The organism is Streptomyces sp. NPDC051664, assembly GCF_044453545.1.
Classification (GTDB): Bacteria; Actinomycetota; Actinomycetes; order Streptomycetales; family Streptomycetaceae; genus Streptomyces.
In genome coordinates this window covers 213,274-236,938 of record NZ_JBITCU010000003.1, presented here as the reverse complement: position 1 = coordinate 236,938, position 23,665 = coordinate 213,274, and the positions used below count along the sequence as shown (strand labels likewise).

34 protein-coding genes and 3 tRNA genes are annotated in these 23,665 nt (G+C 69.5%); 8 read left to right on the top strand and 29 right to left on the bottom strand.

Annotated features, from left to right (window positions below; translation table 11 throughout):
* The first annotated feature begins 4 nt into the window (after window positions 1-4).
* Entirely contained in the window at window positions 5-1,180 is a 1,176-nt protein-coding gene (locus tag ACIA8E_RS07235) for a UDP-N-acetylglucosamine--N-acetylmuramyl-(pentapeptide) pyrophosphoryl-undecaprenol N-acetylglucosamine transferase (RefSeq protein ID WP_399295425.1), read from the top strand.
* Window positions 1,181-1,541: 361 nt separating this feature from the next.
* Here the strand turns inward: ACIA8E_RS07235 and ACIA8E_RS07230 are convergent, their stop codons facing one another.
* The 8 genes from ACIA8E_RS07230 to ACIA8E_RS07195 form a co-directional block, all read right to left on the bottom strand.
* Window positions 1,542-1,934, bottom strand: a complete 393-nt coding sequence (locus tag ACIA8E_RS07230; RefSeq protein ID WP_399295424.1) for a hypothetical protein — start codon at window positions 1,932-1,934, stop codon at window positions 1,542-1,544.
* A gap of 403 nt (window positions 1,935-2,337) precedes the next feature.
* Entirely contained in the window at window positions 2,338-2,499 is a 162-nt protein-coding gene (locus ACIA8E_RS07225) for a hypothetical protein (protein ID WP_399295422.1), read from the bottom strand.
* The gene (locus tag ACIA8E_RS07220; RefSeq protein ID WP_399295420.1) at window positions 2,496-2,816 is read right to left on the bottom strand and encodes a hypothetical protein; all 321 of its coding nucleotides are present in this window, start codon (window positions 2,814-2,816) and stop codon (window positions 2,496-2,498) included. The genes ACIA8E_RS07225 and ACIA8E_RS07220 overlap by 4 nt, the downstream gene beginning before the upstream one ends.
* Window positions 2,813-3,076 carry a hypothetical protein gene (locus tag ACIA8E_RS07215; protein WP_399295418.1) on the bottom strand — a complete coding sequence of 88 codons (264 nt, stop codon included), beginning with the start codon at window positions 3,074-3,076 and terminating at the stop codon, window positions 2,813-2,815. The genes ACIA8E_RS07220 and ACIA8E_RS07215 overlap by 4 nt, the downstream gene beginning before the upstream one ends.
* Complete coding sequence (locus ACIA8E_RS07210; protein WP_399295416.1) at window positions 3,073-3,363, bottom strand: hypothetical protein; 291 nt, start codon at window positions 3,361-3,363, stop codon at window positions 3,073-3,075. The genes ACIA8E_RS07215 and ACIA8E_RS07210 overlap by 4 nt, the downstream gene beginning before the upstream one ends.
* Entirely contained in the window at window positions 3,363-3,797 is a 435-nt protein-coding gene (locus tag ACIA8E_RS07205) for a hypothetical protein (RefSeq protein ID WP_399295414.1), read from the bottom strand. Before ACIA8E_RS07205 ends, ACIA8E_RS07210 begins: the two co-directional genes overlap by 1 nt.
* The gene (locus ACIA8E_RS07200) at window positions 3,794-4,873 is read right to left on the bottom strand and encodes a hypothetical protein (protein WP_399295412.1); all 1,080 of its coding nucleotides are present in this window, start codon (window positions 4,871-4,873) and stop codon (window positions 3,794-3,796) included. Before ACIA8E_RS07200 ends, ACIA8E_RS07205 begins: the two co-directional genes overlap by 4 nt.
* A gap of 83 nt (window positions 4,874-4,956) precedes the next feature.
* Entirely contained in the window at window positions 4,957-5,667 is a 711-nt protein-coding gene (locus ACIA8E_RS07195) for a GIY-YIG nuclease family protein (RefSeq protein WP_399295410.1), read from the bottom strand.
* 113 nt (window positions 5,668-5,780) lie between these two features.
* Here ACIA8E_RS07195 and ACIA8E_RS07190 point away from each other — a divergent pair, with 113 nt between their 5' ends.
* Window positions 5,781-5,996 carry a type II toxin-antitoxin system prevent-host-death family antitoxin gene (locus ACIA8E_RS07190; protein WP_399295408.1) on the top strand — a complete coding sequence of 72 codons (216 nt, stop codon included), beginning with the start codon at window positions 5,781-5,783 and terminating at the stop codon, window positions 5,994-5,996.
* Window positions 5,997-6,046: 50 nt separating this feature from the next.
* On the opposite strand, the gene ACIA8E_RS07185 is transcribed toward ACIA8E_RS07190, so the two are convergent.
* The 18 genes from ACIA8E_RS07185 to ACIA8E_RS07100 form a co-directional block, all read right to left on the bottom strand.
* Window positions 6,047-6,364, bottom strand: a complete 318-nt coding sequence (locus tag ACIA8E_RS07185; RefSeq protein ID WP_399295406.1) for a hypothetical protein — start codon at window positions 6,362-6,364, stop codon at window positions 6,047-6,049.
* Between the two features lie 104 nt (window positions 6,365-6,468).
* Window positions 6,469-6,705 carry a helix-turn-helix domain-containing protein gene (locus tag ACIA8E_RS07180; RefSeq protein WP_399295404.1) on the bottom strand — a complete coding sequence of 79 codons (237 nt, stop codon included), beginning with the start codon at window positions 6,703-6,705 and terminating at the stop codon, window positions 6,469-6,471.
* Between the two features lie 2 nt (window positions 6,706-6,707).
* On the bottom strand, window positions 6,708-6,929 hold the full coding sequence (locus ACIA8E_RS07175; protein ID WP_399295402.1) for a hypothetical protein: 222 nt from the start codon (window positions 6,927-6,929) through the stop codon (window positions 6,708-6,710).
* A complete protein-coding gene (locus ACIA8E_RS07170; RefSeq protein ID WP_399295400.1) occupies window positions 6,929-7,261 on the bottom strand; it encodes a hypothetical protein in 333 nt (110 codons plus the stop codon). The genes ACIA8E_RS07175 and ACIA8E_RS07170 overlap by 1 nt, the downstream gene beginning before the upstream one ends.
* 220 nt (window positions 7,262-7,481) lie before the next feature.
* Window positions 7,482-7,835, bottom strand: coding sequence for a WhiB family transcriptional regulator (locus ACIA8E_RS07165; RefSeq protein WP_399295398.1), 354 nt, complete (start codon window positions 7,833-7,835; stop codon window positions 7,482-7,484).
* A complete protein-coding gene (locus tag ACIA8E_RS07160; protein WP_399295397.1) occupies window positions 7,835-8,143 on the bottom strand; it encodes a hypothetical protein in 309 nt (102 codons plus the stop codon). Before ACIA8E_RS07160 ends, ACIA8E_RS07165 begins: the two co-directional genes overlap by 1 nt.
* Window positions 8,130-8,807 carry a hypothetical protein gene (locus tag ACIA8E_RS07155; RefSeq protein WP_399295395.1) on the bottom strand — a complete coding sequence of 226 codons (678 nt, stop codon included), beginning with the start codon at window positions 8,805-8,807 and terminating at the stop codon, window positions 8,130-8,132. Before ACIA8E_RS07155 ends, ACIA8E_RS07160 begins: the two co-directional genes overlap by 14 nt.
* Window positions 8,804-9,370: a Holliday junction endonuclease gene (locus tag ACIA8E_RS07150; protein ID WP_399295393.1), complete on the bottom strand. Its 567-nt coding sequence runs from the start codon at window positions 9,368-9,370 to the stop codon at window positions 8,804-8,806. The genes ACIA8E_RS07155 and ACIA8E_RS07150 overlap by 4 nt, the downstream gene beginning before the upstream one ends.
* On the bottom strand, window positions 9,370-9,699 hold the full coding sequence (locus ACIA8E_RS07145; RefSeq protein WP_399295391.1) for a hypothetical protein: 330 nt from the start codon (window positions 9,697-9,699) through the stop codon (window positions 9,370-9,372). The genes ACIA8E_RS07150 and ACIA8E_RS07145 overlap by 1 nt, the downstream gene beginning before the upstream one ends.
* A gap of 19 nt (window positions 9,700-9,718) precedes the next feature.
* On the bottom strand, window positions 9,719-10,795 hold the full coding sequence (locus tag ACIA8E_RS07140; RefSeq protein WP_399295389.1) for a hypothetical protein: 1,077 nt from the start codon (window positions 10,793-10,795) through the stop codon (window positions 9,719-9,721).
* Window positions 10,792-11,520 (bottom strand): exonuclease domain-containing protein, encoded by a 729-nt coding sequence (locus tag ACIA8E_RS07135; protein WP_399295387.1) that lies wholly within the window; start codon window positions 11,518-11,520, stop codon window positions 10,792-10,794. The genes ACIA8E_RS07140 and ACIA8E_RS07135 overlap by 4 nt, the downstream gene beginning before the upstream one ends.
* On the bottom strand, window positions 11,517-12,536 hold the full coding sequence (locus ACIA8E_RS07130; protein ID WP_399295385.1) for a recombinase RecT: 1,020 nt from the start codon (window positions 12,534-12,536) through the stop codon (window positions 11,517-11,519). The genes ACIA8E_RS07135 and ACIA8E_RS07130 overlap by 4 nt, the downstream gene beginning before the upstream one ends.
* A gap of 2 nt (window positions 12,537-12,538) precedes the next feature.
* Complete coding sequence (locus tag ACIA8E_RS07125; protein WP_399295383.1) at window positions 12,539-13,603, bottom strand: YqaJ viral recombinase family protein; 1,065 nt, start codon at window positions 13,601-13,603, stop codon at window positions 12,539-12,541.
* Entirely contained in the window at window positions 13,600-13,893 is a 294-nt protein-coding gene (locus ACIA8E_RS07120) for a hypothetical protein (RefSeq protein WP_399295381.1), read from the bottom strand. Before ACIA8E_RS07120 ends, ACIA8E_RS07125 begins: the two co-directional genes overlap by 4 nt.
* On the bottom strand, window positions 13,893-14,663 hold the full coding sequence (locus ACIA8E_RS07115) for a hypothetical protein (protein WP_399295380.1): 771 nt from the start codon (window positions 14,661-14,663) through the stop codon (window positions 13,893-13,895). The genes ACIA8E_RS07120 and ACIA8E_RS07115 overlap by 1 nt, the downstream gene beginning before the upstream one ends.
* Window positions 14,660-14,833, bottom strand: a complete 174-nt coding sequence (locus ACIA8E_RS07110; RefSeq protein WP_399295378.1) for a hypothetical protein — start codon at window positions 14,831-14,833, stop codon at window positions 14,660-14,662. Before ACIA8E_RS07110 ends, ACIA8E_RS07115 begins: the two co-directional genes overlap by 4 nt.
* Entirely contained in the window at window positions 14,830-15,087 is a 258-nt protein-coding gene (locus ACIA8E_RS07105) for a hypothetical protein (RefSeq protein ID WP_399295376.1), read from the bottom strand. Before ACIA8E_RS07105 ends, ACIA8E_RS07110 begins: the two co-directional genes overlap by 4 nt.
* A gap of 158 nt (window positions 15,088-15,245) precedes the next feature.
* Complete coding sequence (locus ACIA8E_RS07100) at window positions 15,246-15,560, bottom strand: helix-turn-helix domain-containing protein (protein WP_399295374.1); 315 nt, start codon at window positions 15,558-15,560, stop codon at window positions 15,246-15,248.
* Between the two features lie 187 nt (window positions 15,561-15,747).
* Between ACIA8E_RS07100 and ACIA8E_RS07095 the strand changes: the two genes are divergently transcribed.
* Both ACIA8E_RS07095 and ACIA8E_RS07090 read left to right on the top strand, forming a co-directional pair.
* On the top strand, window positions 15,748-16,215 hold the full coding sequence (locus tag ACIA8E_RS07095) for a hypothetical protein (protein WP_399295372.1): 468 nt from the start codon (window positions 15,748-15,750) through the stop codon (window positions 16,213-16,215).
* 103 nt (window positions 16,216-16,318) lie between these two features.
* The gene (locus ACIA8E_RS07090) at window positions 16,319-17,185 is read left to right on the top strand and encodes a hypothetical protein (protein ID WP_399295370.1); all 867 of its coding nucleotides are present in this window, start codon (window positions 16,319-16,321) and stop codon (window positions 17,183-17,185) included.
* Between the two features lie 174 nt (window positions 17,186-17,359).
* Here the strand turns inward: ACIA8E_RS07090 and ACIA8E_RS07085 are convergent.
* From ACIA8E_RS07085 to ACIA8E_RS07075, 3 genes are all read right to left on the bottom strand, one after another.
* Window positions 17,360-17,433, bottom strand: a tRNA-Ile gene (locus ACIA8E_RS07085).
* Window positions 17,434-17,658: 225 nt separating this feature from the next.
* A tRNA-Asn gene (locus ACIA8E_RS07080) sits at window positions 17,659-17,731 on the bottom strand.
* Window positions 17,732-17,736: 5 nt separating this feature from the next.
* Window positions 17,737-17,809: transfer RNA gene (locus ACIA8E_RS07075), tRNA-Asn, on the bottom strand.
* Window positions 17,810-18,013: 204 nt separating this feature from the next.
* Between ACIA8E_RS07075 and ACIA8E_RS07070 the strand changes: the two genes are divergently transcribed.
* The 4 genes from ACIA8E_RS07070 to ACIA8E_RS07055 all read left to right on the top strand — a co-directional run bounded on the left by ACIA8E_RS07070 (window position 18,014) and on the right by ACIA8E_RS07055 (window position 23,654).
* On the top strand, window positions 18,014-18,319 hold the full coding sequence (locus ACIA8E_RS07070) for a YtxH domain-containing protein (protein ID WP_399296027.1): 306 nt from the start codon (window positions 18,014-18,016) through the stop codon (window positions 18,317-18,319).
* Window positions 18,320-18,379: 60 nt separating this feature from the next.
* Window positions 18,380-19,825 carry an FGGY family carbohydrate kinase gene (locus tag ACIA8E_RS07065; protein ID WP_399295368.1) on the top strand — a complete coding sequence of 482 codons (1,446 nt, stop codon included), beginning with the start codon at window positions 18,380-18,382 and terminating at the stop codon, window positions 19,823-19,825.
* 170 nt (window positions 19,826-19,995) lie between these two features.
* A complete protein-coding gene (locus ACIA8E_RS07060; RefSeq protein WP_399295366.1) occupies window positions 19,996-21,729 on the top strand; it encodes an ABC transporter ATP-binding protein in 1,734 nt (577 codons plus the stop codon).
* On the top strand, window positions 21,729-23,654 hold the full coding sequence (locus ACIA8E_RS07055; protein WP_399295364.1) for an ABC transporter ATP-binding protein: 1,926 nt from the start codon (window positions 21,729-21,731) through the stop codon (window positions 23,652-23,654). The genes ACIA8E_RS07060 and ACIA8E_RS07055 overlap by 1 nt, the downstream gene beginning before the upstream one ends.
* Window positions 23,655-23,665: the final 11 nt, after the last annotated feature.

The window sequence follows — 23,665 nt, the reverse complement described above, 5'->3', positions numbered from 1 at the left end:
CCGGATGAATAGTGCTTCCCCTCTCTCGCGCCCCTTCCGCTTGATCGTCACGGGGGGTGGGACCGGCGGTCACACGTACCCCGCCCTGACGGCGATCCGGACGTTGCAGGGCAGGCTGGCAGCAGAGGGTAGAACGCTCGATGTGCTGTGGATCGGTACGGCGGATGGCCTGGAGGCGCGGGTCGCCCCGGCTGAGGGCATCGCGTTCACCACGGTCGCTACGGGCAAGATCCGCCGTTCCAGCAACCCGCTGAAGATGGTGAGTCCGGCCAACGTGCGGGACATGGCCCGGGTGCCGCTCGGTGTGGCGCAGGCTCGGAAGATCATCGCCGATTTCCGGCCGGCCGTCGTCCTCGCCACCGGCGGATACGTCGCTGTCCCTGCGGGGCTGGCCGCCCGCCTGTGCCGGCGCCCGCTGGTTCTGCACGAGCAGACTGTGCGCCTGGGCCTGGCCAACCGGAAGTTGGCGAGCTCGGCGACGAGGATCGCGGTGTCGTCGGAGTCGTCGGTGCCGCTTCTGCCGGAGTCGGTGCGGGGTGCCGCCGTCGTCACTGGTAATCCGGTCCGCCCGGAGGTGCTGGCGGGGCACGCGGACAAGGCTGTCGAGGTGCTTGGGTTGCACAGCTTCGATCGGCGCCTCCCGACCGTGTACGTCACCGGCGGTGCCCAGGGCTCCCAGCAGATCAACGACGTTGTTCGTGACTCGCTGCCGTGGCTGCTGAGCTACGCGAACGTGATCCACCAGTGCGGGCCGTCGAACGTCGGAGCCCTGCAACAGCTCGCGACGGTCATGCCTTCAGAGTTGGCCGGACGGTACTACCTCACCGGGTTCGTTGGCCCGGAACTCCCCGACGTGCTCGCTCTGGCCGATGTCGTGGTCTCCCGGAGCGGTGCGGGCACGATCGCCGAGCTCACCGCCCTTGGTAAAGCGGCGGTGTTCATTCCGCTCGTCTCTTCGGCCGGGGGCGAGCAGGCCCACAACGCCCGTCACTTGGAAGCGGCCGGGGCCGCTGTGGCTCTGCTCGGCGAGGTCACCGGGACGAGCCTGCGTGACGCGGTGGGCCCGCTCCTCACGGACCCCGGCCGGCGGGACGCGATGGCGAAGCGGGCCCGGGGGTACGGGCGGCCGGACGCGGCGGACAGGCTCGTGGACGTGATCCTGTCCGCCGCGTCCGGCTGACCGGCGCCTGGTTCTACGTCGTGTCCGGACAGTGTCCGGGCCGGTCACGGGCGTTGTCCGCTATCGGCGGCGTGGTCGCGGCCCGTACGGGGTGACCCAATCACTCGGGGCTGGAGGCCCGTGGCCGGGACCCAGAAGCGCGGGCGGCGGTCAGGACCTGATCCTCGACATCGCCGGGCGGCCGGACTAGTGACCGACGCCCGGCGGTGAGGAGATCGCAGGCGCATTTAGGCTGTCGTGCTGGGTCACCCTCGTGGTCTACCGCGACACCTCGAAGTCCGCGACGTCGGGTGGGCGGGGTGAGTCCGCATCGGCAGCTCAGCGAGTGATCGCGACCGCGGCGCGGGGCGGCACGAACCAGTTAGATCATTTCATGCCCTGAAAGTTCATGAAATGCCACAATAAAGCTCTGAGCCCTTTGAAACGCGTCCGCTATTTCACCCAGGCCCTTTTCACGCAAGAAATTGATTGAATCATCCGTCCAACTGATCCCGATTCCATTATAGGCGTCGGGCAGATCCTTCGTGCGAATACCCGAAAGGAGTCGGATGCCAGTCAGCGTCACCCTTTTTATCTCTTGCTCCGAAAGGCGCCCCTGAGCGAAGAAAACGACTGCCGCCTGCGTCCCGCCAGTGACTCCAGTGCAGAGACTAAGCGAATCCTCAATCACTGCGCCGTCCGGCATGGCCGATGGAATCGACACCCATGCGGCTTCGCCGAGCTTGGTCAGGTACGTTTCCTTGTCGGGCAGCACCCGAAACCTTTCCCAAGCCTCCTCTTCCGATCTGAAATACGAGACTAGACGCTGCGCTTGAGGTTTCGCACGTTCAGCGCGAGCCGCCCTAGCAGAGGCCCGTCTAATTCTCTCGGGCTTGCTCCACCCACCCAGGACTCCCATGTCCCCTCCCTCATTAACCCTCTGGTGCGCGGATCATACGACAAAACCCGCTTCAAGCGAATACTCCGTAAATTCACGGCGCCGACACGGGAACACCACCCCTTCTCACCGACCGGCCGCGATCTCAGCGGCGATCCCGATCCACCCCTTGTGCCATGCCTGGTTGAGGAGCCAGCCGTAGCCAGTGAGGGCGCTCACGACTGCCACGGCGACCGCGGGTACCTCGTCCACCGGCGGGGATCGCCGCACGGGTGTCTGGTCACTGCGGGCAACTCGTCGCGGTGTCCTGGGGGCGGGCAGGCTGCAGCTCGGACCAGCCGAACGGCGACTCGCCCCGGTCGGTGTCGACGACGGCGGCCAGGAGGCGGCGCAGCTCGGAGTCACGCACGGGCCGGGGGTCGGGCGGAGTGTGGGTGGTCATGTGCTGCTGCTCCAGGTCTGGTTGGGGCACCACACGTCGTGGTCGGTGCCGAAGGAGGTCCACCAGCGATCGCACGTGCATGTGCGGGCAAACGCCGCCAGTTCGTCGGTCGGGAGGCCAACACTGAGGTCTGTGTGCATCGTTCGGGTCTCGGGGGCGTATCCGAGACACCCGGCGACCCCGGAGAGGACAGCCGCGCCGAAGAACGATGCGGCAAAGGACCAGGAACCCTGTTCCAGAGACACGGTGGCGGCGTACGCGAGGAACACGCACGTGACGCCGTGAACGAAGGACAGGGCCCGGGCGACGACGTTCACTGGGTCGTCTCCTCGGTGATCCAGGCGCCGAGGGCGTCGGCGTAGGCCTTGCGCGCCCGGGCGGCTTCGGCCTCCGCGCGGACCGCTGCCTCACGGAGTTCGGTGAGGTGCGGGGCGTGCGCGGTCAGCCGTTCGGCGAGCCAGTCCGGCATGACCTTCGCGAGTTGCGCGACGGTGCGCCCGGTCCGGCGCGGGCCGGGGTTCAGGCACAGCCGCAGGAAATCCCGCACCTCGCCAACGGTGTCCAGGTTCGTCGTCATCGGGCCGACCTCTTCCGCTCGGGCCTGTCGAACAGGCCGGCCGCCGCGCAGAACGTGACGTAGATCCGGGCCATGCGCTTCTCCTTGGCACGCGCAACGCGGCGGGCCTTCATGCGGGCAAGGATCTGGGCGTCGGTCGGCCGCTCCCAGCGGTGAACGTCGGCGTAGTGGTGATCCGCCTCCATGCCGCACTTGCGGCAACCGAACGGCGGCGGCGGGTTCCCGTCGGGGAAGCGGACCGGGCCACGGCGCAAGCCGGTGTCCGGGTCGCAGGTAACGAGGGTCATCAGATCTCCGTGTCGTCGTGCGGCAAGTCCGGAATGCCGGGCCGCTGGGTGGAGGGGTGGCGGTCGCCGAGAGCCAGCGCACGGGTCACGGCCTGCGCGCCGTACCGGTCGGTGGCCACGTCCTGGCCGTGCACCTCGAGGAACCGCAACACCTCAACGGGCCGGACGCCTTCAGGCACCGGGCGGGCCGGCCGCCGCTGGCCGGTGCCGCACAGCTGGCAACCGTTCGGCACCGTCGGGTCGACCGGCCCGCCCGGATGCCGCAGGCAGTGGTTCGCCCTCGCGTTGCCCCGGGCCGAGGCGACCAGCGCCCGGGCACGGTCCAGCTCGGTGGCGATCTCCGTGAGCGTCGAGTCGCTCACGTCGTGCCGGGCGGCGAACTCGCCCAACGCCCGCAAGGCGGCCTGCAAAGGGGGCAGGAAGTCCGGGTTCATCCGTTGCTCACCGCTTCCAGTTCGATCCGCTGCTCGTCGGCGGCGACCACGCAGGCCGGGCAGCGGTCGGAGTCACGCAGCCGGTGCTCACGCCCACAGCCGCAGACCAGCAGCGGGGCCGCCAGGTCCTCCTTCGGCCACGGGGCAGGCTCGCGGCGAGCCTGTGGGACCACCTGACCCCCACCGGCCAGGGAGACCAGGAACGCGCCCTGAACGGGCTTCCGCGCGGCTTCTGCGGCCTTGGCCTTCTTCACGCAGCCGCCGCAGACGTCCCGGTCAGGCCGCACGATCCGGCCCCCACCGCAGCGGCAGCGACGGGCGCCGACCGGGGCGTCCTCGCCGTCGGGCCGCGCAGCGGTCCCGTGCTCGTCCTGCCGCTGGGGAAATTCGCCTTCGTCTCGCTCCCCCACGCGCTGCTGTGGTTGAGGTACTACATCAGCCATCTCTTGGGGTAGTTCCTGGGTACTACCTGGGTTGTTCGGGCCGCTGTGGCCCGAACCAATCGGGCCGCTGTGGCCCGAACCCATACGGGCCGCTGTGGCCCGATTGCCCTCCGGCTCGGTTCGGGCCTCTGCGGCCCGAACTTCGTCATCCGAGTTCGGGCCGCTGTGGCCCGAACCCTCGATGCCGGTGGAGTTCGGGCCGCTGCGGCCCGAACTCTCGTTGGCGTCCTCCGCCTTACGAGGCCGGGCAGTCGACTTGAGGTAGTCGGCAGCCGCGGCCCAGTTCGGACACGGGCTGTTCAGGAGGGCGTACAGCGTCGGCTTACCCCGGCGCCGCTCCCCGATGGTCTGCACGACGCCGGCGAGGATGGCGGCCTCGAGGAACCTCCGTGCGTCCTTCTCCCGGCACCCAGCGGCTTTGGCGATGTCTTGGATACGGATCGGCTTCCCGTCCCCGGAGAACCGCAGTTGTCCGCTCGCAGACGCGATTGCCCGCATCGCGTACAGCAAGGTCAGGAAGCCGCCCTTGAGGGGCGTCGACATGTCCCTCGTCCAGTGCCAGGCGAGGTTGTTGCCGAACTCGTGCGGCGGGCATCCGGAATTGCGTCCCGGATCCTCCGACTCGTAGCTCACGGCTTCTCTTCTCGGTCGTACGTCGGGTAGAGGTAGGGCACCCCAGCGGGCGCGGGAGGCTGGGTCACGGCAGCGCCATGGCCCTACAGACCGCGGGCGTATGGGTCGAGGTCGGATGTCCCGGACGCCCCGGCGAGCTCGGCGGCCAGTTCCAGCACCGGGCGCGTGTGGCCGGCCCGGAGGGCGCGGCTCAGCTGGTACGAGAGGTCATCCACGTCGGCCCAGCTCGGCGCGCCGCGCTGCGTTTCCCAGGCGCGATACCAGATGGAGCGACTGTTACCCGCGCGCTCCATGTCTTCGAGCGTGAGACCGTCCGGCCAGGAGTAGCCGCAGGCCTCTTCCCTCTGGCGAACCGTCACGCCGAACGGGGACGGCGGTACCTTCCGCGCCCAGTCGAGCGCCGTGAGTTCGCGAAGCTGGACATTGAACAACGGTTGTTCCCAGCACACCGACGCACGCTCGGCGTCTTCCACCGTTGTGTGGCACCCCTCCGGATAGAGGGACAGCGCGACGTATCGGGCCTCCACCCACCAGCGCGTACTCCGGTGCGCCCGCCAGCGGGTCACGAACGATCGCGTGATCCCGACATACAGCAGTCCCCGGCGGCCGTCGTAGAAGCGGTACAGGCCGCCTGTGCCCGATCCGCGCTCTGCAGCGGTGAGCACCTGACGCCAGTCACCCACGGGGTCGAATCGGCGCGCGGGCAGATGGACGGGCACAGACGCGCCGAGGTCCCGCGTCGTCATCGTCTTGCGTTCCTCGCCCATCACGTTCTCCTCGCCGAATGCGGACATAGCCGTTGACCGGGCCTGATGCCGATGGCGACCGCCCCTTGACGATCACCATCATAGCTAAGATGCCTCTCTTAGCTAAATAAGGCATGACAGGCATGATGTACGCTTCGCGCATGAGCACAAGCCGCAGGGAGCACCGAGCGAAGATCGCCGAGGCGAGGAACGTCCTCGGCGAGGTGATCTCGCGTGCCCGCTTCGCCGGGGAGCCGACGATCCTGGTCAACCGCGGGAAGGAAGCGGCAGTGATCGTGCCCTACGACCTCTACGAGCGCGCTATGACGGCACTCGGCGAGACGCGCGTCCCGGTGCAGGGGACCGAAAACGCCTGATCCCAGCTGAAATGCAGGCCGTCCCCGACCGGGGCGGCCTCTTCGGCATGTCACGGCCGCCGCCGGGACTTGAGCCGGTACGCGGCCAGGTCGGACACCCCGGGCGGCAGAGTCACCGGCCGCGCCGGGGCAGGCGTACCGCGTCGGCCGGGGCATGTTGCGACGTGCGGGACGTAGAGGCGTTCGTACCCCATGAGCGGCAGGTCTTCCGAGGGGCGGCGTGAGCGGTGCGCGCCGAGGCCGTCGCGGTACACGGCAGCGTTGCCCGCCGGGTCGGGTTCGGGGTCGACAGCGAGGCGTTTCCCGCTCTCGGTGACCGTCCACAGCACTTCGCGGCGGCAGTCGGTGCAGATGGAGGTCCTGCGCATCTGCCCCTCCTTCCATGGGTGTTCGTGACACGGCTTCGCCGCCCCTACCGGTTTGGCGGGGCGGCGAGGCTGCGGGACGGGGGGTCATTCGCACAGATCGGCGTTCACTGGTCGGCTGCCTTGGGGGTCACACGGGCACCGCCGCGCCCGCGCAGCTTCACGTTGGCTTCCAGCAGCAGGGTGCGGGCGGTGCCGTAGGACATGTCCATCCAGGTGGCCAGGGCCCGGATCGATGCGCCGGCCCGGTACGCCTCGGCGAGGTCGCGCCGCTTCCTGCTGCGCTCCTTGTCCTTGAGGCGGGGCCGGTACTTCGTCGCGAGGCGGGGGGTGTTGCTGCTCAACTTCAAATCCCTTCCTGGGACGGGGCGGTGGGGGCCCCGTGGTGCGGCCCGGGCGTCTGGGCCGTGGGCAGTGCGTCGAAGGCGTCGCCGATCGTGTCGGCGAGCTCGCGGCGCCGGCCTGCCAGCCGCGGGGCGTCTTGTGCGGCGTGGGCCGAGCCGAGGAGCAGGCATTCGACGATCTCGGCGACGTCGTCGTGGCCGAGCCCGGTCAGGTTCAGCGCCATCACAGACGCTCCGGCCTGGCGGCAATGTCGGCGTCTGCCATCGCGGCCAGGCACGCCGCCTCTCCCTCGTTCGAGGTCAGCAGGACGGGCATGGCGGGCCTCCGCTCGCCGGCGGCGACGTACCGGCGGTCGATTCCGGCGTGGGCCCACTGCACGGCGTCTTCGCATGCCGCGATCGCCTGCGACTCCTCACGGGAGCCGGGCACCAGCTCGTTGACGAGGAGGGCCAGTTCCTCGGCCGCCTTGGAGATCCGGGCCTTTATCGCGATGCGATCGGCATCGATCTTCGGCGGGGCGAAGCGGATCGCGATCTCACGCGGGTTGATGGCCATTGCTGGGGTTCCGTTCTCGTGTCACGTCAGTCGTTCGTTCTCGTAGGCGTCAGCGGCATCGGCCGTCTGTTGCCGTAGGGCGTCCTCGGCGCACACCTTGTGCGCGGGCTTCCTCTGGCTGTCGCGGAGATTCGTCAGGTCCCCGCAGTAGCGGCATGGCAGTTGGCGGGCCGACCAGTGATCGGGCGACCCCCAGTTGAGGAGCCCGGTCGGCGGCGGGTCAGGCCGCGGCTTTCGCCGACGCGGGGGCACCGGCTGCCTCCTCCGGCCTGGGCCACTCCATACGGGGAGGGGTGCGTTTCCGGGCGGAGCGCAGGATCGCGCGCCGCTCGCGTTCGTCCAGCCCGCCCCACACCCCGAAGGGCTCGGCGCGCTCCAGGGCATCGATCTGGCACCGGGTGGAAACCGGGCAGCTGCGGCAGTACTCCTTTGCCGCCTGGGTGACGAGGGCGACCGTCAGCTCGTCGCCCTCGGGAAAGAACACGGCCGGGTCGGCGTCGCGGCACGCGGCCGTACGGTCCCAGTGCGCGGGGCGGGGCAGGTTGTCAGGCCAGTAACGGCTAGGACGAGGCATCAGTGCTCTCCTTCGTCGTCGCGTCCGGACACCGCCGGACAGGTGTCCGTGGACACGTCCGGACACGTGTCCGCGCAGGTCAGTGCAGTGTTCGCGGCCGGGTCCAGCCCGGTGTCCGCAGGTGTCCGGACAGCTGTCCAGACGGTTGTCCGCCTTGTCCGGCCGTCCCGGTGACGGCCGGTGGGCCGCAGCCGCCACCACGTGACGACTACGGCCAGTCCGAGGAACCACGGACCCCACACGTGCGCCGTGATCACGGCGGTGATCACCACGTCCGCGACGACGAGGAAGGGGTCAGGGGCGTTCATCACTCAGCCCGGCGTCGAGCCGCCACCGGGTGACCGTCCGGGCCGCGACACCGAGCCGCAAGGCGATCTCCTCGGCGCCCACGCCTGCTTGGGTCATCAGCACCGCGGCGTAGCGCTGCTCGTCCTCGGTCAGCTCCGGCAGTGGGTTCACCCCGCTCATGAACCGCTCCACGGCGATGAGGTCCACATCCCGGTGCCATGTGGCACCGGCCGGCGGGTCCATCCGGCCCCGCACGCGCGGGCGCTCCTCCTTCGCCAGCCGTTCCTTCCGCAGGACGCGGTCCTCGAGATGGGCACCGGCCACACACCGGGGAAAGCCGCACACGGGGCCGGACTTGCCCTCTGCGTCCCGGCCGTGGTGGACACGGAACGCGTACCGGTACACGGTCTCTGCCGCCCTCCCCAGGCGCAGCACCGGTGTGCCGTGCTCGGACAGCGGGCCCGTCCACTCCAGGTGCCCGTCATCGACGGCCAGCGTGCGGGCGGCGAACGCTTCCGCCCACGAATCCCCCGAGCCGCGACGGCCACGCGGGTACGCGGGCAGGCCTTCCTTCGCACGCACGCGGCGCACCCGTGACGGGGAGACGCCCAGCTTCCGGGCGACCGCAAGGTTGGACACCTCGGCGCCGTCCAGGGCTGCAGCGATCTCGTCAGCAGTGATCACCGGGTCACCTCCGGCCAGTTCACCTTGTCCAGCCGGTCACGCTGAGCCTTTGGGAGATCCACGGTCGAGATGCCGAGGTGGTCCAGTCCGGCCACCCAAAGCCACCAAGCGTCGCACTGGTTGTCGTCCAGGAACTCCCGGCCGGCCCGCTTGTACGCGGCCATGGCCATCGGCACCTTGTCCCCGCTGCCCTTGCCGGTCGCGTACGCCTTGAGCGTCGCGGCCGTCACGAGGGCGTACGGGGCACCGGCCTCGATCAGCACGGCCCGGACCACGCCGTGAACCATGCTGATCGGCTTGGCCGCGAAGCTGTTCTGCGGGATGTCCTCCATCACGACCAGGTCAGGGGCAGGCCCCAGACCGAGGTGTTCACCGCCGACGGCCATGCGTGCCGCGTCCGCGATCTGGAGGAGGCGCCGGTCGCCGTCGCTCGTGCGGGTCTTGACCGTCGTGGTGCTGCCGTCGCGATAGCAGATGCCGGACGCGGTCAGGGACAGATCGAAGGCCACCACGGTCGGAAGCGGCTTTACGGTCTCGGGCTCAAACAGCGGGAACGTCTCCATCACGCCTCACCGCCCACCGGGGCGCCGTCCACGCGCCCCTGCTGCCCGAGGAACCGGTCCAGGTCGAAGGGCGGGGCCAGCTTGAGCCCCGGCCACTCCAGCCGCTCCCCGTTGGTGTCCTCGTTCCCCGGCGGGTTGTAGAGGTCCAGCTCCGTGAGGAACGCGGAACCGACCAGTTCGGATGCCGGTTTCCCGGCGGCCTCGACGAACGGGCGCGCGCCGGTCAGGAACGCACGGCGCGGCGACCAGGCGATCACCCGCACCCACACGTGCGCCGTCTCGTCGTCAAAGCAGTCCATCCGTGCGCCGTCCAAGTCGACGGCGATCACGCGCGCAATGGTCCAGCCCCTAGACATCGGCTGCCTCCACGCTGGGCGCCAGAGCCTCGTTCTCGTCGCGGTCCTCGACCAGCGGGATGTCCTTGGCCGTCCAGGACGACGGCAGCGGCGGGGCGAGCTCGATTTCCGTCAGCACGATGTCGTCTGCATGCTTGGTACGGCAGTTGGCCTTTGCCTCCAGGAACCGGCCGGGCAGCTCCTCCGGCTTCAGCTTGGTCGCGGTGGTGAGCTGGTCCAGGAGCACCGTCACCCCGTCCGTCAGGCTCCACCCGACGACGATCACGCGGGCCGTGCGCGCCTTGACGTCGACCGACTCCACCTCCACGGGCGTGGTGAACCGCGGTTCGTCCCGGGCGGCGAGGTACGTGGCGCCCAGCTCCGTGAGGGCCGGGACGCTGTCCACGAATCCCACGTACCGGCGCATCGTCAGCGGGGCCAGCTGCTCGCTGTGCTCGACCATGTCCACGCCGGCCGCTACCGCGCGCAGTGCCGCTTCGACGTCCACTTCGAGCGGGCGGGAGCTGGTGGCGTGCATGGTGACGCGCAGCTTCCCGGCCCGCCACGAGGCCGTGCCGTGCGTGGTCTCCGAGGAGCACGGGCAGCCGCGCACGTTGTCGCGGGTGTCCTCGTGGGTGAGGCCGAAGCACTCCACGATGACCGTTGCGCCCCTCTCGCACAGGGCGGCCGTGCAGCAACCGCAGTTGGGGCAGTCCGCCTGTGCCGGGCGGACGTACTCAGGCTCGAACGACTCGGTCAGGGTCACTGGTTCTCCAGGAGTGTTGTGGCCGCAGTGCCAGCAGGTCCGGGAGCCGTCCGCGTGGATCGCGTGCGGCCGGTGGCGCTGTTCACTCGGGCAGAGGTAGAAGTCGACGGCGTCGACTTCGCCCAGCTCGTCGAGCTCGGCGAAGTCCGCAGGGTCGGGGAAGTCGTCCAGGGGCCCCGGTGGAACGGCCAGGGCCAGGGCGGGCACCACGTGGTGCGCACTGCGCCAGATTCGGACCGTCGGGGACATGAGGTGGGCCGCTGCCGACACCAGCGCGGCACTGCACACCGTCAGGCCGAGACCGATCAGGTACGCGTCGCTCACGGGTACGCACCCGCTCTCGGCGCGGGGACGAGAGGCCAGTCCAGCCGGACGGACGCGGCCAGCTCCTGCTTGCCGTCGGTCCGGGCGAAGTGGTCCCGCAGCCCCTCGGCTTGCTCGCGCGCCCAATGCACCTGCTGTTCGTGGAGGTTGGCGAGGTCGAGGCGCTTCAGCCACTGGTACCGGTTGGCGAGCTTCCACGTCACCGCGCAGGCGGCGACCGCGTCGGCCTCCGCCGTGTGCGCCTCATCGAGCTGCACCACGTAGTGGCGGCACAGGTCCGTCAAGGTCCGGCTACCGCGCCGGAACCGGTCGACCTTCTTGTCCAGAACCCTCGGGTCGATCACACACGGCACCGCCCGGTCGAACAGCGGACGGATGCCGTACCGGCGGGCCTCCCGGTCCAACAGGGTCAGGTCGAACTGGGCGTTCATCGCGACGATCGGCAGGCCGGTGTCAGCGGCCTCAGCGAGCGCCGCGGTGATCTCCGCGATGACGGCCGGGGCCGGGCGGCCCGCAGAGCGGGCGCGCCCGGTTGTGATGCCGTGCACTGCTGTGGCCTCGGCCGGGATCTCGACGCCTCCGGCGTCGGAGAGCCAGGACCGGGCCGTGCTCGGCTGGCCGCCGCCGAAGCGGACGACGCAGCCGGTCACGATGCGGGAGGTCTCCGGGTCGATGCCGGAGGTCTCCACGTCGAAGCCGACCAAGGGGCGGCGGTGCCAACTCATGCGGCACGCCTCCGGGCGGCACGTCCAGCGGCACGGTCCTTCTTCGGCTTGGACCGGCCGCGCAGTGCCGTGCTCCGCTTCACCGGCAGCGGCCTCACGATGTCGACCTGGGACGCCTCGGCGTGCTCGGCAGCGCGCTCCGCGTCGGCCAGGAGGTGCATCTCCTCGACCGGGGCGTGCACGACCTGGACCTGACCGGCTTCCCCGGCCTCGTCTGCCTTGAGCAGGGCGACCAGCTCAGCCGACATCGGGACGACCTTGTGCAGGCGGCGCAGAGCTGACTTCTTCCACATGGCGGGGAAATCCGTGTGCCAGAACGAGTCGTTCGCCCCGGACTCCTGCGCCCGCTGGTACGCCTGGCTGTACTCGTCGCGGATCTCCTCCGCGTCCTCCCGCGTCAGGATCACGACCTGCGAGCGGGCACCGGACGCCATCCAGCAGAAGGCGTACGCGAGGATCGGCTCGCCCCGGTCCTTCTTGGCGACCGTCAGCGCCGGCCGATGGGTGAAGTCGAGGGGCGCCGGGGCGGTCGGCTCGTAGTTCCAGTCGTCCCCTTCGTGGATCATCCCGACGTGGACCGAGCCGACCCGGCCCGAGCGGTACATCAGCTCCACGTAGCCCTGAGCCATCGGCACGAACACGGCCTGCTTGCCCTCACGCCGGATGACCGCGTGACGGCCGTCCGGGATGAGACCGAACCGGGCGCAGGTCAGGAGCGCCTGCAACAGGGACGCCGGGGTGCAGCGGACCAGGCCCGGCAGGGCGGCCCGTACAGCGGCCAGGAACGCCCCGGTGTCGATGTGCGACGGCAGGGCCCGGGTGAACTCGTTGCCGTACCGCTCCAGCCAGTTCAGTGCGACGTCGGCGATGTCGCCGCCTTCGGACTGCGCCGACGTGTGCAGCTGCTCCGGCGTCGACGGCTTCGCGTCCTCGGCGAGACCGATCACGGTCGCCTCGGCGGTCGGCTGGTCGGTGGTGGCCGCGCGCACGCGGTCCTTCAGAGTGGACAGAGCCATGTTCAGATTCCCTTCGCGGGGACGATCAAGCGACGGGCGCGAAACGCGGCGTACGTATCGGGCTGCTCGTCCTTCAGCCGATCGACGTCAAGCGCGGGCACCATGCGCGTGTACTGCGCGACCAGGTCGGGGTGTGCCTCGGCGAACTGCTTCGACGCGAAGGTGCCGTTGCCCTTCCACGTCCAGGCCGGCTTGCCGCAGGCCTTGGCGATCTCGTTCTCGGCGGTGAGCAGCTTCATCTCGTTCTCGACGAGCCGCAGTTCCTCTTTGATGGCCTTCTCGCGCGCCTTGACGTCGGCGTGCCTGGCCCTGAGCTCCTTGGCCTTCGCCACGTCGATCTCGGCGATGGTCTCGGCCTTCACGGACCAGAGCTTCGCCAAGAGGTCGGTGGTCGCCTCCAGGCCGTCAGCCGGGGGCTCGAACCCCTCGACCACGTGGCGCTGGAACCACTTCCCGCAGTAGTCGACGAGGTACTCGACCATCTCCTCGTCGCGCTCCAGACGCGACCAGCGCAACTTATTGCCGCCGACGAGCGCGGCCACGAAACCGTGGTCCCAACCGCCGACAGCCATGCCCCAATGGCACTGAATCGCGGGGGCGTCGGGGACAGCCCCGTCCTCCCACTGCTCCGCCTGGTACTCCGAGCGATTTTTGCATTCCAGCAGGCCAGAGGCCGGGCCCGGCCGCTCGAACGTGTAGCGGTCGACATTCACCCGCTGCCACGGCCGGTCGACGTGCACGAGGGTGCCGGGCGCCTCGGCGGTCGCGACACCCGACCGCTTCGTGAACATGTGGGCAATAAAGTCTTCGATCTCCGTGCCGATCTCGGCGGCCTCGTTGCCCTTGAAGGTGCTGCGGCCGTGCTTCTCCTCGAAGACATGGCGGGGGCCGGTGTACTTGCCGCCCAGGCCGAGGATTCCGGCGACGTCCGAACCGCCGATACCGGCACGTCGGACCTCCAACCACTCCTCCCGGGACACCTCGGCGGGGAGCAGCAGGCGGGCGGTCGGCGCATCGGCCAGGGCGGCGGCCGGGGCCTCGGCGCGCTCGGTGATGGTGACGGTCACGCGAGGGTGTCCTTCCGGGTCTTGGCGAGACGAGTGCGGACGCGGCAGGCGTCGCACTGGCAGCGAGGGGGGTGGGACAGGGCTGTCCTGCGGCGGACACCGGCCATGGCTTCGATCTGGGCAGCCAGAAGGAGCGGGTCGTCGGTGTTCCAGGCGGAGGTCTCCAGGTCGGCTGTGCCGTCGGTGACGACCGCCTCGAGGAAGTGCACGAGCCGCAGGAACCGGTCGGGGTTCTCGGAGGAGGCGACGCGCAGGAGTGCCGTGTCGGCCGTGGTGGGAATGGCGACCATCACTGGACACCGCCCTCGGCCACGGGACCCGACAGGGCGTGCAGGAGGTCAGCAGCCTGCTTCGCCGACATGTGGCCGTTCCGCGAACGGAGTTCGGCACGGATGCGCTCGGCCTCCTCGATGTGGCCGTGTACGTCGAGCAGCCGGGCGGCCTGCTGGGCGTGCATGCCGCGCGACTTCTTGGCCGCGGTGAGGATCAGGCCAGCCGGGCTGTCTTCGGCCGGAGGGGCGGGAACCGGCAGGGGCGCCGCGACGAGCGGGAGGAGCACCTCCCGGGACTCCGCCAACACCGCGTCGTACATGTCGACGTGGCCGCATTTGTTTGCCCACCGGTCGGCGACGTACCAGTCCCCGTCGTGATGGAAGCGGTGCGGGATGACGGTGTCGAAGCCGCGGGGGCCACCACACTGCGGGCACCTGGTCGAGACGGTCACGGTGATGATGCCGACGCCGCAGTATCCGGGGCCGTCGCCGTCGTGGCGGATGCGGACGCTCATGCGGTCGGGCAGCACGGGCACCGGCTCGTCACCGACGACGTACCGCACCCACAGGGCGTGGCCATCGGTGTGCTGTGCGGCGTACGCCTCGTACGCACCGGCCGGTTCGTACGCGGGCATCATCTCCGCGATCGGGACGCGGCGCGCGATGGTCTTGGCGCTCGCGCTGCTGGGGTAAAGGCAGGCCATCACCCACTGGCCGCGTTCCTCGCGGGCCGTGGCGGTGGCGGCGGCGTGGTCGGGAGTCGCCCGGTAGACGCTGCGGGACTTCACGACTGGTCACCTCCGCGCGGCCGGGGCACGCGGGCGAGCTCGGCGCACTGGCGGCAGTGGTCTGCCTGGTGGGGCTCTTCGACCGGCGCGGTCGCCGTGCGGTGAGCGACGATCGAGGCGGGCAGCAGGACGGCGGCCGCGATCATGGCCGCCAGGACGAGGTCGCTCATCGGGCGCCTGCCGCCGGGAGGATGGTGCCGAGCTTGCGGCGGGGAGCTGGGGCGGAGTACGACACCCAGACCTGGACGGGTACGCCCCGCCACACGGTCACGAGCTCGACGAAGCCGCCGCCATCGACTCTGACGTGCACGGGCGTGCCGCCGAGGATCTGCGCGCAGTCGTCGATGATCCGGCCGCGTCCCTCCATGCCCTTCTGCTCGCCGCAAAGGGTTCCGAGGGTGTCGATGGACCAGGTCAGGCCCACAATGTCGGGGTGCTCGTCGAGGAGCTGGCTCAGCGCTGAAGCGGCTGAGGACTGAGGGCTAGCATGTGTTTTCAAGGGTCCTCAATTCACTGGTGGTTGAGGTGCCTGGTTGGCGGGGCTGGCTGGACCCGGCATGGTCCGTTCGGCCCCGTCCGCCGTCACGAAGCGGCGCGGATATCCCCCGGGGCGGACTCGTAAGTCGCGGGCGGGGGCGCAGAGTTGGGGAGTACGCCCCCTCGGGCGGCCCGGCCGCCGGTCGAGGCGGCGACAGTTACGCGCTTCGCCTCAAGGACCACGACGGGGCAGTTGAGTGCGGTCGCGAGCCTGAGCAACTTCTCCGGGGTGGCGTTGCGCCGACCGGCCTCGATGTCGCAGAGCAGTTGCTCGCTGAATCCGCATGTCTGGGCCAGGGCCCGCTTCGTCAGGCCCGCTTTTTCACGGGCGAACGTCACGGCCTCCGGCGCATGGTTCAAGGCGGCACCTTTTCGGCGCCTCTTGGGCGGGTGTTTCATGATTCGAAGCTAGCGCGTAGTTGCGCGTAGTGCAACTACTACGCGCGCAGTCCGCATATTCGCGCAGTTACGCGCTGGCGTGCGCCTTTACGCGCCGCACGCCGGGCCACCTAGCGCAGTAGCGCGTAGTCGTGCGAAGCTTCTGGGCATGAACGAGAGTCCGCGACCCGACCCTCCACTTGAGGCCGCGCTCATCGCAGCGGCCCTCAAGAAGGCCCGCATGTCAGCCCGCAAGGCCGCCGGCCTGGCGGGCCTCAGTGATGCCCGCTGGCGCCAGATCGTCAGCGGCTACCAGTCCGTCAGTGGCTCCTACGTCGCCGTGCGCGCACCGGCCGACACGCTCGCCCGCATGGCACAGGTAGTCGGCGTCACCTCGAACGAACTCCGTAACGCGGGACGCGAGGACGCCGCCGCAGAGCTGGAAGAGCTGGGAGCACCCCCCGCACCCAGGTCGCCGGCGGGACCGTACGCGCCACCCCTCGACGCCGTGACCGCGATCATGGCGGCCCTCACCCCCGAGGAGCAGGAGGAGGTGATCCGCCGACTCGGCCACACGCGACCGGCAGCTCCCCCTCAAGGGGGAGGAACCGAACACCAGCGCCGTCGCGCCGGGTAGCTCAGATCACGGAAAGATCACAGATTCAACAAGAGCAGAGAACCGTTGCCCCAGGCACACAAGGATCGTCACAAGATCACAATTCCGTGTCTAAGGGGCAGAAGTGTCAGACCTTGTCCTGGCCGGAGTCCTGGGTGCCGTCAGCATGGCGGTATTCCTCCTCCACAAGGCCCGACAGAAGGACCGCGCGGTCATCACCCAACTACGCGCGGAGATGGCCGCGCAGAAGATCGCCGCGCTCACGAACACAGCACCGATGCTCTACGCCACCGAAGAGGCCGGAGAGGCTGAGCCGCCGGAGCCGGCCCGCCGTAAACGGCACCTCGCGCTCTACATCGGCGGCGGCGTTGCCGCCTTCATCGCCTTCACCGGCGAACGAGCCCGGTCCCTCTGGAAGAACCACCGCACGGCCACCGCCACCGTGACCGTCGCCTCCGTCGCTGTCGCAGCCGCCAGCGCGTTCGCCCTGACGTCCAGCGAGGGCACACGCCCGGCCGAGGCCGTACCGTCCATCACCGTGCCGGGCTCCGCCCTGGAGGCCGCCCCGGGTGCCGCCCCGGACGCACTCTCGGACGACTCCGACGGCGACGACATGAACGGCCGGGACGGGGCAGCGTACGAACCCGCGCAGGAGGGACGCGGCACGAGCGCCTCCACTGCTGACAACGATGCCAGCCCCTTGTCCGGGGAAGAGCCCGCGCCGGGAGCCACCGGTTCACCGGGCGCCGGCGACGAGGACCAGGCCGAGCCCACCGGAGCCGCCCCCGACCCTGGCGAGTCGGCGACATCCGGCCCGGGCGTGCCCCCCACCAAGCCGCCGTCGGCCCCGAGCACATCGAAGCCGACGGATGAGCCGGCGGCGCCTCCCACGCAGCAGCCGACCGAGGAGCCCGCGGCACCGCCCACGAAGCCTGACGACTGCACCGTCCCCATCAAGCTGCCCCCGCTCCTGGACCTCTGCCTGGTGTAGGGCGATACGGGCGCCTGTGCGAGTGAATCGCCCGGCGCGCCTGCTGGCTTCCTTTTGCACTTCGGCCGAGCATTGGCCGAGCAAGAGACCACGAGGGAAACGAAAAGACCCCCGCCGACACGGGGGTCTCTGCGTAACGCCAGGTCAAGAGTGGGGGGCTTCACCACTCGGGCGTGGGGCGGGTGGGACTCGAACCCACGGCCGACGGATTATGAGTCCGCTGCTCTAACCGGCTGAGCTACCGCCCCTTTTCGGCGTGGCGCGCACATGTGTGCGCGCCGTCTGCCGCAGCATAGCCGGTCATACGATCTCTCGCTCCGGATGGTCGGCTTCGCCTGACCATGAGGACCGCGCTGCTCGCTGCCCGGTTCCGGACGGCGCGAAGTAGACACGAAAGGGTCCGGTACCGGCCGTCGAACCGCCCTCCGGCCCGGCACGCGAAAAAGGACCCCGAAGGGTCCTCTTCCGTTCCGCTCCCCCGACTGGACTCGAACCAGTAACCCTCCGGTTAACAGCCGAATGCTCTGCCAATTGAGCTACAGGGGATCGCGCTCCCCCGACTGGACTCGAACCAGTAACCTGCCGGTTAACAGCCGGCTGCTCTGCCAATTGAGCTACAGGGGATTGCTGCGTTTGCACCGAACCCTACCTGCCTGGCTGCTGCCGGGCGGCGCGCGTTCGCTGCGACACATACATTAGCGCAAGCAGGGGGGTGCTCCGCCAATCGGTATCGCCCCGGGTGATCTCGGACCCCGGCGGGTAGGCGGGCAGCACACGTCGCACCGAGCACATACGCAGCAAGCACGGAGCAGGAGAAGGGTGGCAGCCATGCGGTACCGGCTCACGTTCATCGCCGGCCTGGCCCTCGGTTACGTCATCGGCACACGGGCCGGACGCGAGCGCTACGAGCAGCTGAAGAAGTCCGCACGTCAGATCGCCCAGAACCCGGCCGTGCGCAATACCGCCGAGTCCGCGGCACAGAGCAGCCGCGAATTCGCCGGCAAGGCGTACCACGCGGTGAGCGTCAAGGTCGGTGACAAGGTGCCCGCCTCGGTGGTCGAGCGGGTGCGGTCGGCGCGGGAGCGGAGCCAGGGCCAGCGTGTCGAGGACGACTGGGGCACCAGCAATACGTGACAGGGGTGGCCGTCCGCCTTCCGTACGGGAAAGCTCCGGCGGTGCGGCAGAATCTTCATCATGGGCATAGTCGCCGGCTTGGACAGTTCTTCGGCCTTCACACACATCGTCGTCTGCGATGCGGACACAGGTGCCGTACTCCGGCAGGGGTACGCCGCACATCCCGTCGAGGCGAAGGCCACCGAGGCCGATCCGCAGGTATGGCTGCTCTCACTCGGTGAGGCGGCCGCCGGCGGGTTGCTCGAAGGCGTCCAGGCCATCGGCGTGTCCGCGCAACAGCACGGTCTGGTGCCGCTGGACCGGCAGGGCAACCTCGTACGTCCGGCGCTGCTCGGCAACGACAAGCGGGCACAGGTCGCCGCGGCCGATCTGATCGACGGGCTCGGCGGGCGGCAGGCCTGGGCCCAGGCGGTCGGGACCGTGCCGCAGGCCGCGCAACCGGTGTCGAAGCTGCGGTGGCTGGCGCGGACCGAGCCGGAGGCGGCGCAGCGGGTCGCTTCGGTGCTGCAGCCGCACGACTGGCTGGTCTGGCAGTTGCTGGGCCGGCCGAACCGGCGGACCACCGACCGGGGTGCCGCGTCGGGGACGGGGTACTGGTCGGCGGAAAGCGGTGCGTACCGGCCCGATCTGGTGGAGCTCGCGCTCGGTCACCAGGCGGCGCTGCCGGAGGTGCTCGGCCCCGCCGATGCGGCCGGGACGACGCCGGAAGGGCTGCTGATCTCGGCCGGGACCGGCGAGACGATGGCGGCGGCATTCGGGCTCGGGGTCGGGCCCGGCGACGCGGTGGTGTCGCTGGGGGCCTCGGGTTCGGTGATGGCGGTGCACCACGAGGCGCTGGCCGATCCGTCCGGCATGATCACGTCGTTCGCGGATGCCACGGGGATGCATCTGCCGGTCGTGTACACGCTCAATGCGGTACGTACGCTGCGGGGCACGGCCGAGATGCTGGGCCTGGAGGGTCTGGAGGAGCTGTCCGCGCTGGCGCTGAAGTCGACGCCGGGCGCGTCCGGGCTCGTGCTGCTGCCGTATCTGGAAGGCGAGCGCACCCCGCTTCTGCCGCACACCGCGGGCACGCTGAGCGGGCTGCGGCGGGAGTCGATGAAGCCGGAGCATCTGGCGCGGGCGGCGTTCGAGGGGATGCTGTGCTCGCTGGCCGACGCGCTCGATGTGCTGCGTGGCCGCGGGGTCGAGGTGCGGCGGGTGTTCCTGCTGGGTGGGGCGGCCGAGCTGCCTGCCGTGCAGGGGCTTGCGCCCGCGCTGTTCGGTACGCAGGTCGTCGTGCCGCAGCCGGCCGAGTACGCGGCGCTGGGTGCGGCCCGGCAGGCGGCCTGGGCGCTGGGGGTCTCGCAGGGGACGCTCGATCCGCGCACCCCCCCGGCCTGGCAGGGCGCGGCGGCGCAGGTGCTGGAGCCGGGCGAGGAGCTGCCGGTCGGTCAGGCGGTGCGGCAGCAGTACAGGGCGACGCGGGACCAGATCCATCCCGGGGCGTTCGACTCCGCGCTCTGATCCGACCGCTCTGGGTGACAAGGCCGGTCCTCCGGCCGGAGGTTCGGTCTCCGGTAGGTGGACCGGGTCTCGTTTTTGACCTGGGCTTGAGGAAAAACGTTCGCGGTCACGCCGTGCCTTGCCGGAAAATGAGTCGACTCCCGACCTCCTGCCGACTCCGAGAGACACGCGTGCTCATAAAACTCCTGCGGGCCTATCTCGGCCCGTACAAGAAACCGATCATGCTGTTGGTGGCTCTCCAGCTGCTGCAGACCTGCGCCACCCTCTATCTCCCCTCCCTCAACGCCGACATCATTGACAACGGTGTCGTCGAGGGGGACACCGGCTACATCCTGGAGTACGGCGGCATCATGATCGCCGTCTCCATCGCCCAGGTCGTCTGCAACACGGGGGCCGTCTTCTACGGTGCGCGCACTGCGGCCGCACTGGGCCGGGATGTCCGGGCGTCGGTCTTCGACCGGGTTCAGTCGTTCTCGGCACGTGAGGTCGGGCGCTTCGGGGCACCCACGCTGATCACCCGTACGACCAATGACGTCCAGCAGGTCCAGATGCTGGTCCTGATGACGTTCACCATGATGGTCTCGGCGCCGATCATGTGTGTCGGCGGCATCATCATGGCGCTCGGCCAGGACGTTCCGCTGTCGGCGGTGCTGCTCGCGGTGGTGCCGGTGCTCGGCATCGCGGTGAGTCTCATCGTGCGGCGGATGCGGCCGCTGTTCCGCACGATGCAGGAGCGGCTCGACACGGTGAACCGGGTGCTGCGCGAGCAGATCACCGGCAACCGGGTCATCCGCGCCTTCGTCCGCGACGGGTACGAGGAGAAGCGATTCCGCGGCGCCAACACCGAGTTGACCGACGTGGCGCTCTCCACCGGGCGTCTGATGGCGCTGATGTTCCCGACCGTGATGACGGTCGTGAACGTGTCGTCGATCGCCGTGGTCTGGTTCGGTGCGCACCGGATCGACAGCGGCGGGATGGAGATCGGCGCGCTGACCGCGTTCCTCTCCTACCTGATGCAGATCGTCATGTCCGTGATGATGGCCACCTTCATGTTCATGATGGTGCCGCGCGCCGAGGTGTGTGCCGAGCGCATCCAGGAAGTACTGGAGACCGATTCGAGCGTGGTGCCGCCGGTCGAACCGGTGCGCGAGCTGCGCGCCCACGGTCATCTGGAGGTGCGGACTGCGGACTTCCGGTACCCGGGCGCCGAGGAGCCGGTGTTGCGGTCGGTGGATCTGGTGGCACGCCCCGGCGAGACGACCGCGATCATCGGGTCGACGGGCAGCGGGAAGTCGACACTGCTCGGTCTCGTACCACGGCTGTTCGATGTGACGGACGGTCAGGTGCTGGTCGACGGCACGGACGTACGGACGCTGGAGCCGGCGCTGCTGGCGAAGACGGTGAGTCTGGTTCCGCAGAAGCCGTATCTGTTCTCCGGGACGGTCGCGACGAATCTGCGGTACGGAAACCCGGACGCGACCGACGAGGAGCTGTGGCACGCGCTGGAGGTCGCGCAGGCCAAGGAGTTCGTCGAGGGGCTGGAGCACGGGCTGCACGCGCCTATCGCGCAGGGCGGCACCAATGTCTCCGGCGGGCAGCGGCAGCGACTCGCGATCGCGAGGACGCTGGTGCAGCGGCCGGAGATCTATCTCTTCGACGACTCGTTCTCCGCGCTCGACTATGCGACGGATGCCGCACTCCGCCGGGCGCTGTCGCAGGAGACGGCCGAGGCGACCGTGGTGATAGTGGCGCAGCGGGTGTCCACCATCCGTGACGCGGACCGGATCCTGGTGCTCGACGAGGGCCGGGTCGTCGGGTCCGGTACCCATCACGAGCTGATGGACGGCAATCAAACCTACCGGGAGATCGTGCTCTCCCAGCTGACGGAAGCGGAGGCCGCGTAATGGCCGGGCCTGGCGGACGCATGATGGCGGGCGGGGCGCCGACCGACCGGTCCATGGACTTCAAGGGGTCGTCGAAGCGGCTGCTGAAACGCTTCGCGACGGAGAAGGCCTCGCTGTACGGGATGCTGGCGGCCTGTGTGCTGAGCGTCGGCCTCTCGGTGGTGGGACCGAAGATCCTCGGCAGGGCGACCGACCTGGTGTTCGCCGGGGTCATCGGCCGGCGGATGCCCGAGGGCACGACGAAGGAGCAGGCCGTCGAGGGCCTGCGCAGGACCAACAGCGGCTTGGCCGACCTGCTCTCCGGGGTCGACTTCACCCCGGGCCACGGCATCGACTTCGATGCGGTGGGCAACGTACTGCTGACGGCGCTGGCGGTCTATGTCGGTGCCGGCCTGCTGATGCTGGTGGCCACCCGGCTGTCGATCCGGATCATCAACCGCGTCGTGTTCCAGCTGCGCGAGGACATCCAGACGAAGCTGTCGCGGCTGCCGCTGTCGTACTTCGACCGGGCCAAGCGCGGCGAGGTGCTCAGCCGGGCGACGAACGACATCGACAACATCTCTCAGACGATGCAGCAGACGATGGGCCAGCTCATCAACTCCCTGCTCACCATCGTCGGCGTGCTGGTCATGATGTTCTGGATCTCGCCGCTGCTGGCCCTGGTCGCGCTGGTGACGGTGCCGCTGTCGGTGGTCGTGGCGACGAAGGTCGGCAAGCGGTCGCAGCCGCAGTTCGTGCAGCAGTGGAAGGTGACGGGCAAGCTCAACGCCCATATCGAGGAGATGTACACCGGGCACACCCTGGTGAAGGTCTTCGGGCGGCAGGAGGAGTCCGCGAAGGACTTCGCCGAGCAGAACGACGCACTGTACGAGGCGAGCTTCCGGGCGCAGTTCAACAGCGGGGTCATGCAGCCGCTGATGATGTTCGTGTCGAACCTGAACTATGTACTGATAGCCGTCGTCGGTGGGCTGCGGGTCGCGTCGGGTGCGCTGTCGATCGGTGACGTCCAGGCGTTCATCCAGTACTCGCGGCAGTTCTCGATGCCGCTGACGCAGGTCGCCTCGATGGCGAACCTGGTGCAGTCGGGTGTCGCCTCGGCCGAGCGGATCTTCGAGCTGCTGGACGCCGAGGAGCAGGGCCCCGACCCCGTGACGGGTGAGCGCCCGGCGGATCTGCTCGGCAGTGTCTCGCTGGAGAAGGTGTCGTTCCGTTACGAGCCGGACAAGCCGCTCATCGAGAATCTGTCGCTGAACGTCGAGCCGGGCCACACGGTCGCGATCGTCGGCCCGACCGGCGCCGGCAAGACGACGCTGGTCAACCTGCTGATGCGGTTCTACGAGGTGACGGGCGGCCGGATCGCACTCGACGGCGTGGACGTGGCGAAGATGTCGCGCGACGAGCTGCGGTCGGGGATCGGCATGGTCCTGCAGGACACCTGGCTGTTCGGCGGGTCGATCGCGGACAACATCGCGTACGGCGCTTCGCGCAAGGTCACCCGGGAGGAGATCGAGGAGGCGGCGAGGGCTGCCCACGCCGACCGCTTCATCCGTACCCTGCCGGACGGTTACGACACGGTGATCGACGACGAGGGCACCGGGGTCAGCGCGGGCGAGAAGCAGCTGATCACCATCGCGCGGGCGTTCCTGTCGGACCCGGTGATCCTGGTGCTCGACGAGGCGACGAGCTCCGTCGACACCCGTACCGAGGTGCTGATCCAGAAGGCGATGGCCCGCCTCGCGCACGGCCGTACGAGCTTTGTGATCGCGCACCGGCTCTCCACCATCCGGGATGCGGACGTCATCCTGGTGATGGAGAACGGGTCGATCGTCGAACAGGGCACGCACGACGAGCTGTTGGATGCGCAGGGGGCGTACGCCCGGCTGTATGCGGCGCAGTTCGCGCAGGCGGTCGCCGAGGTCGACTGATCTCCTCGGTA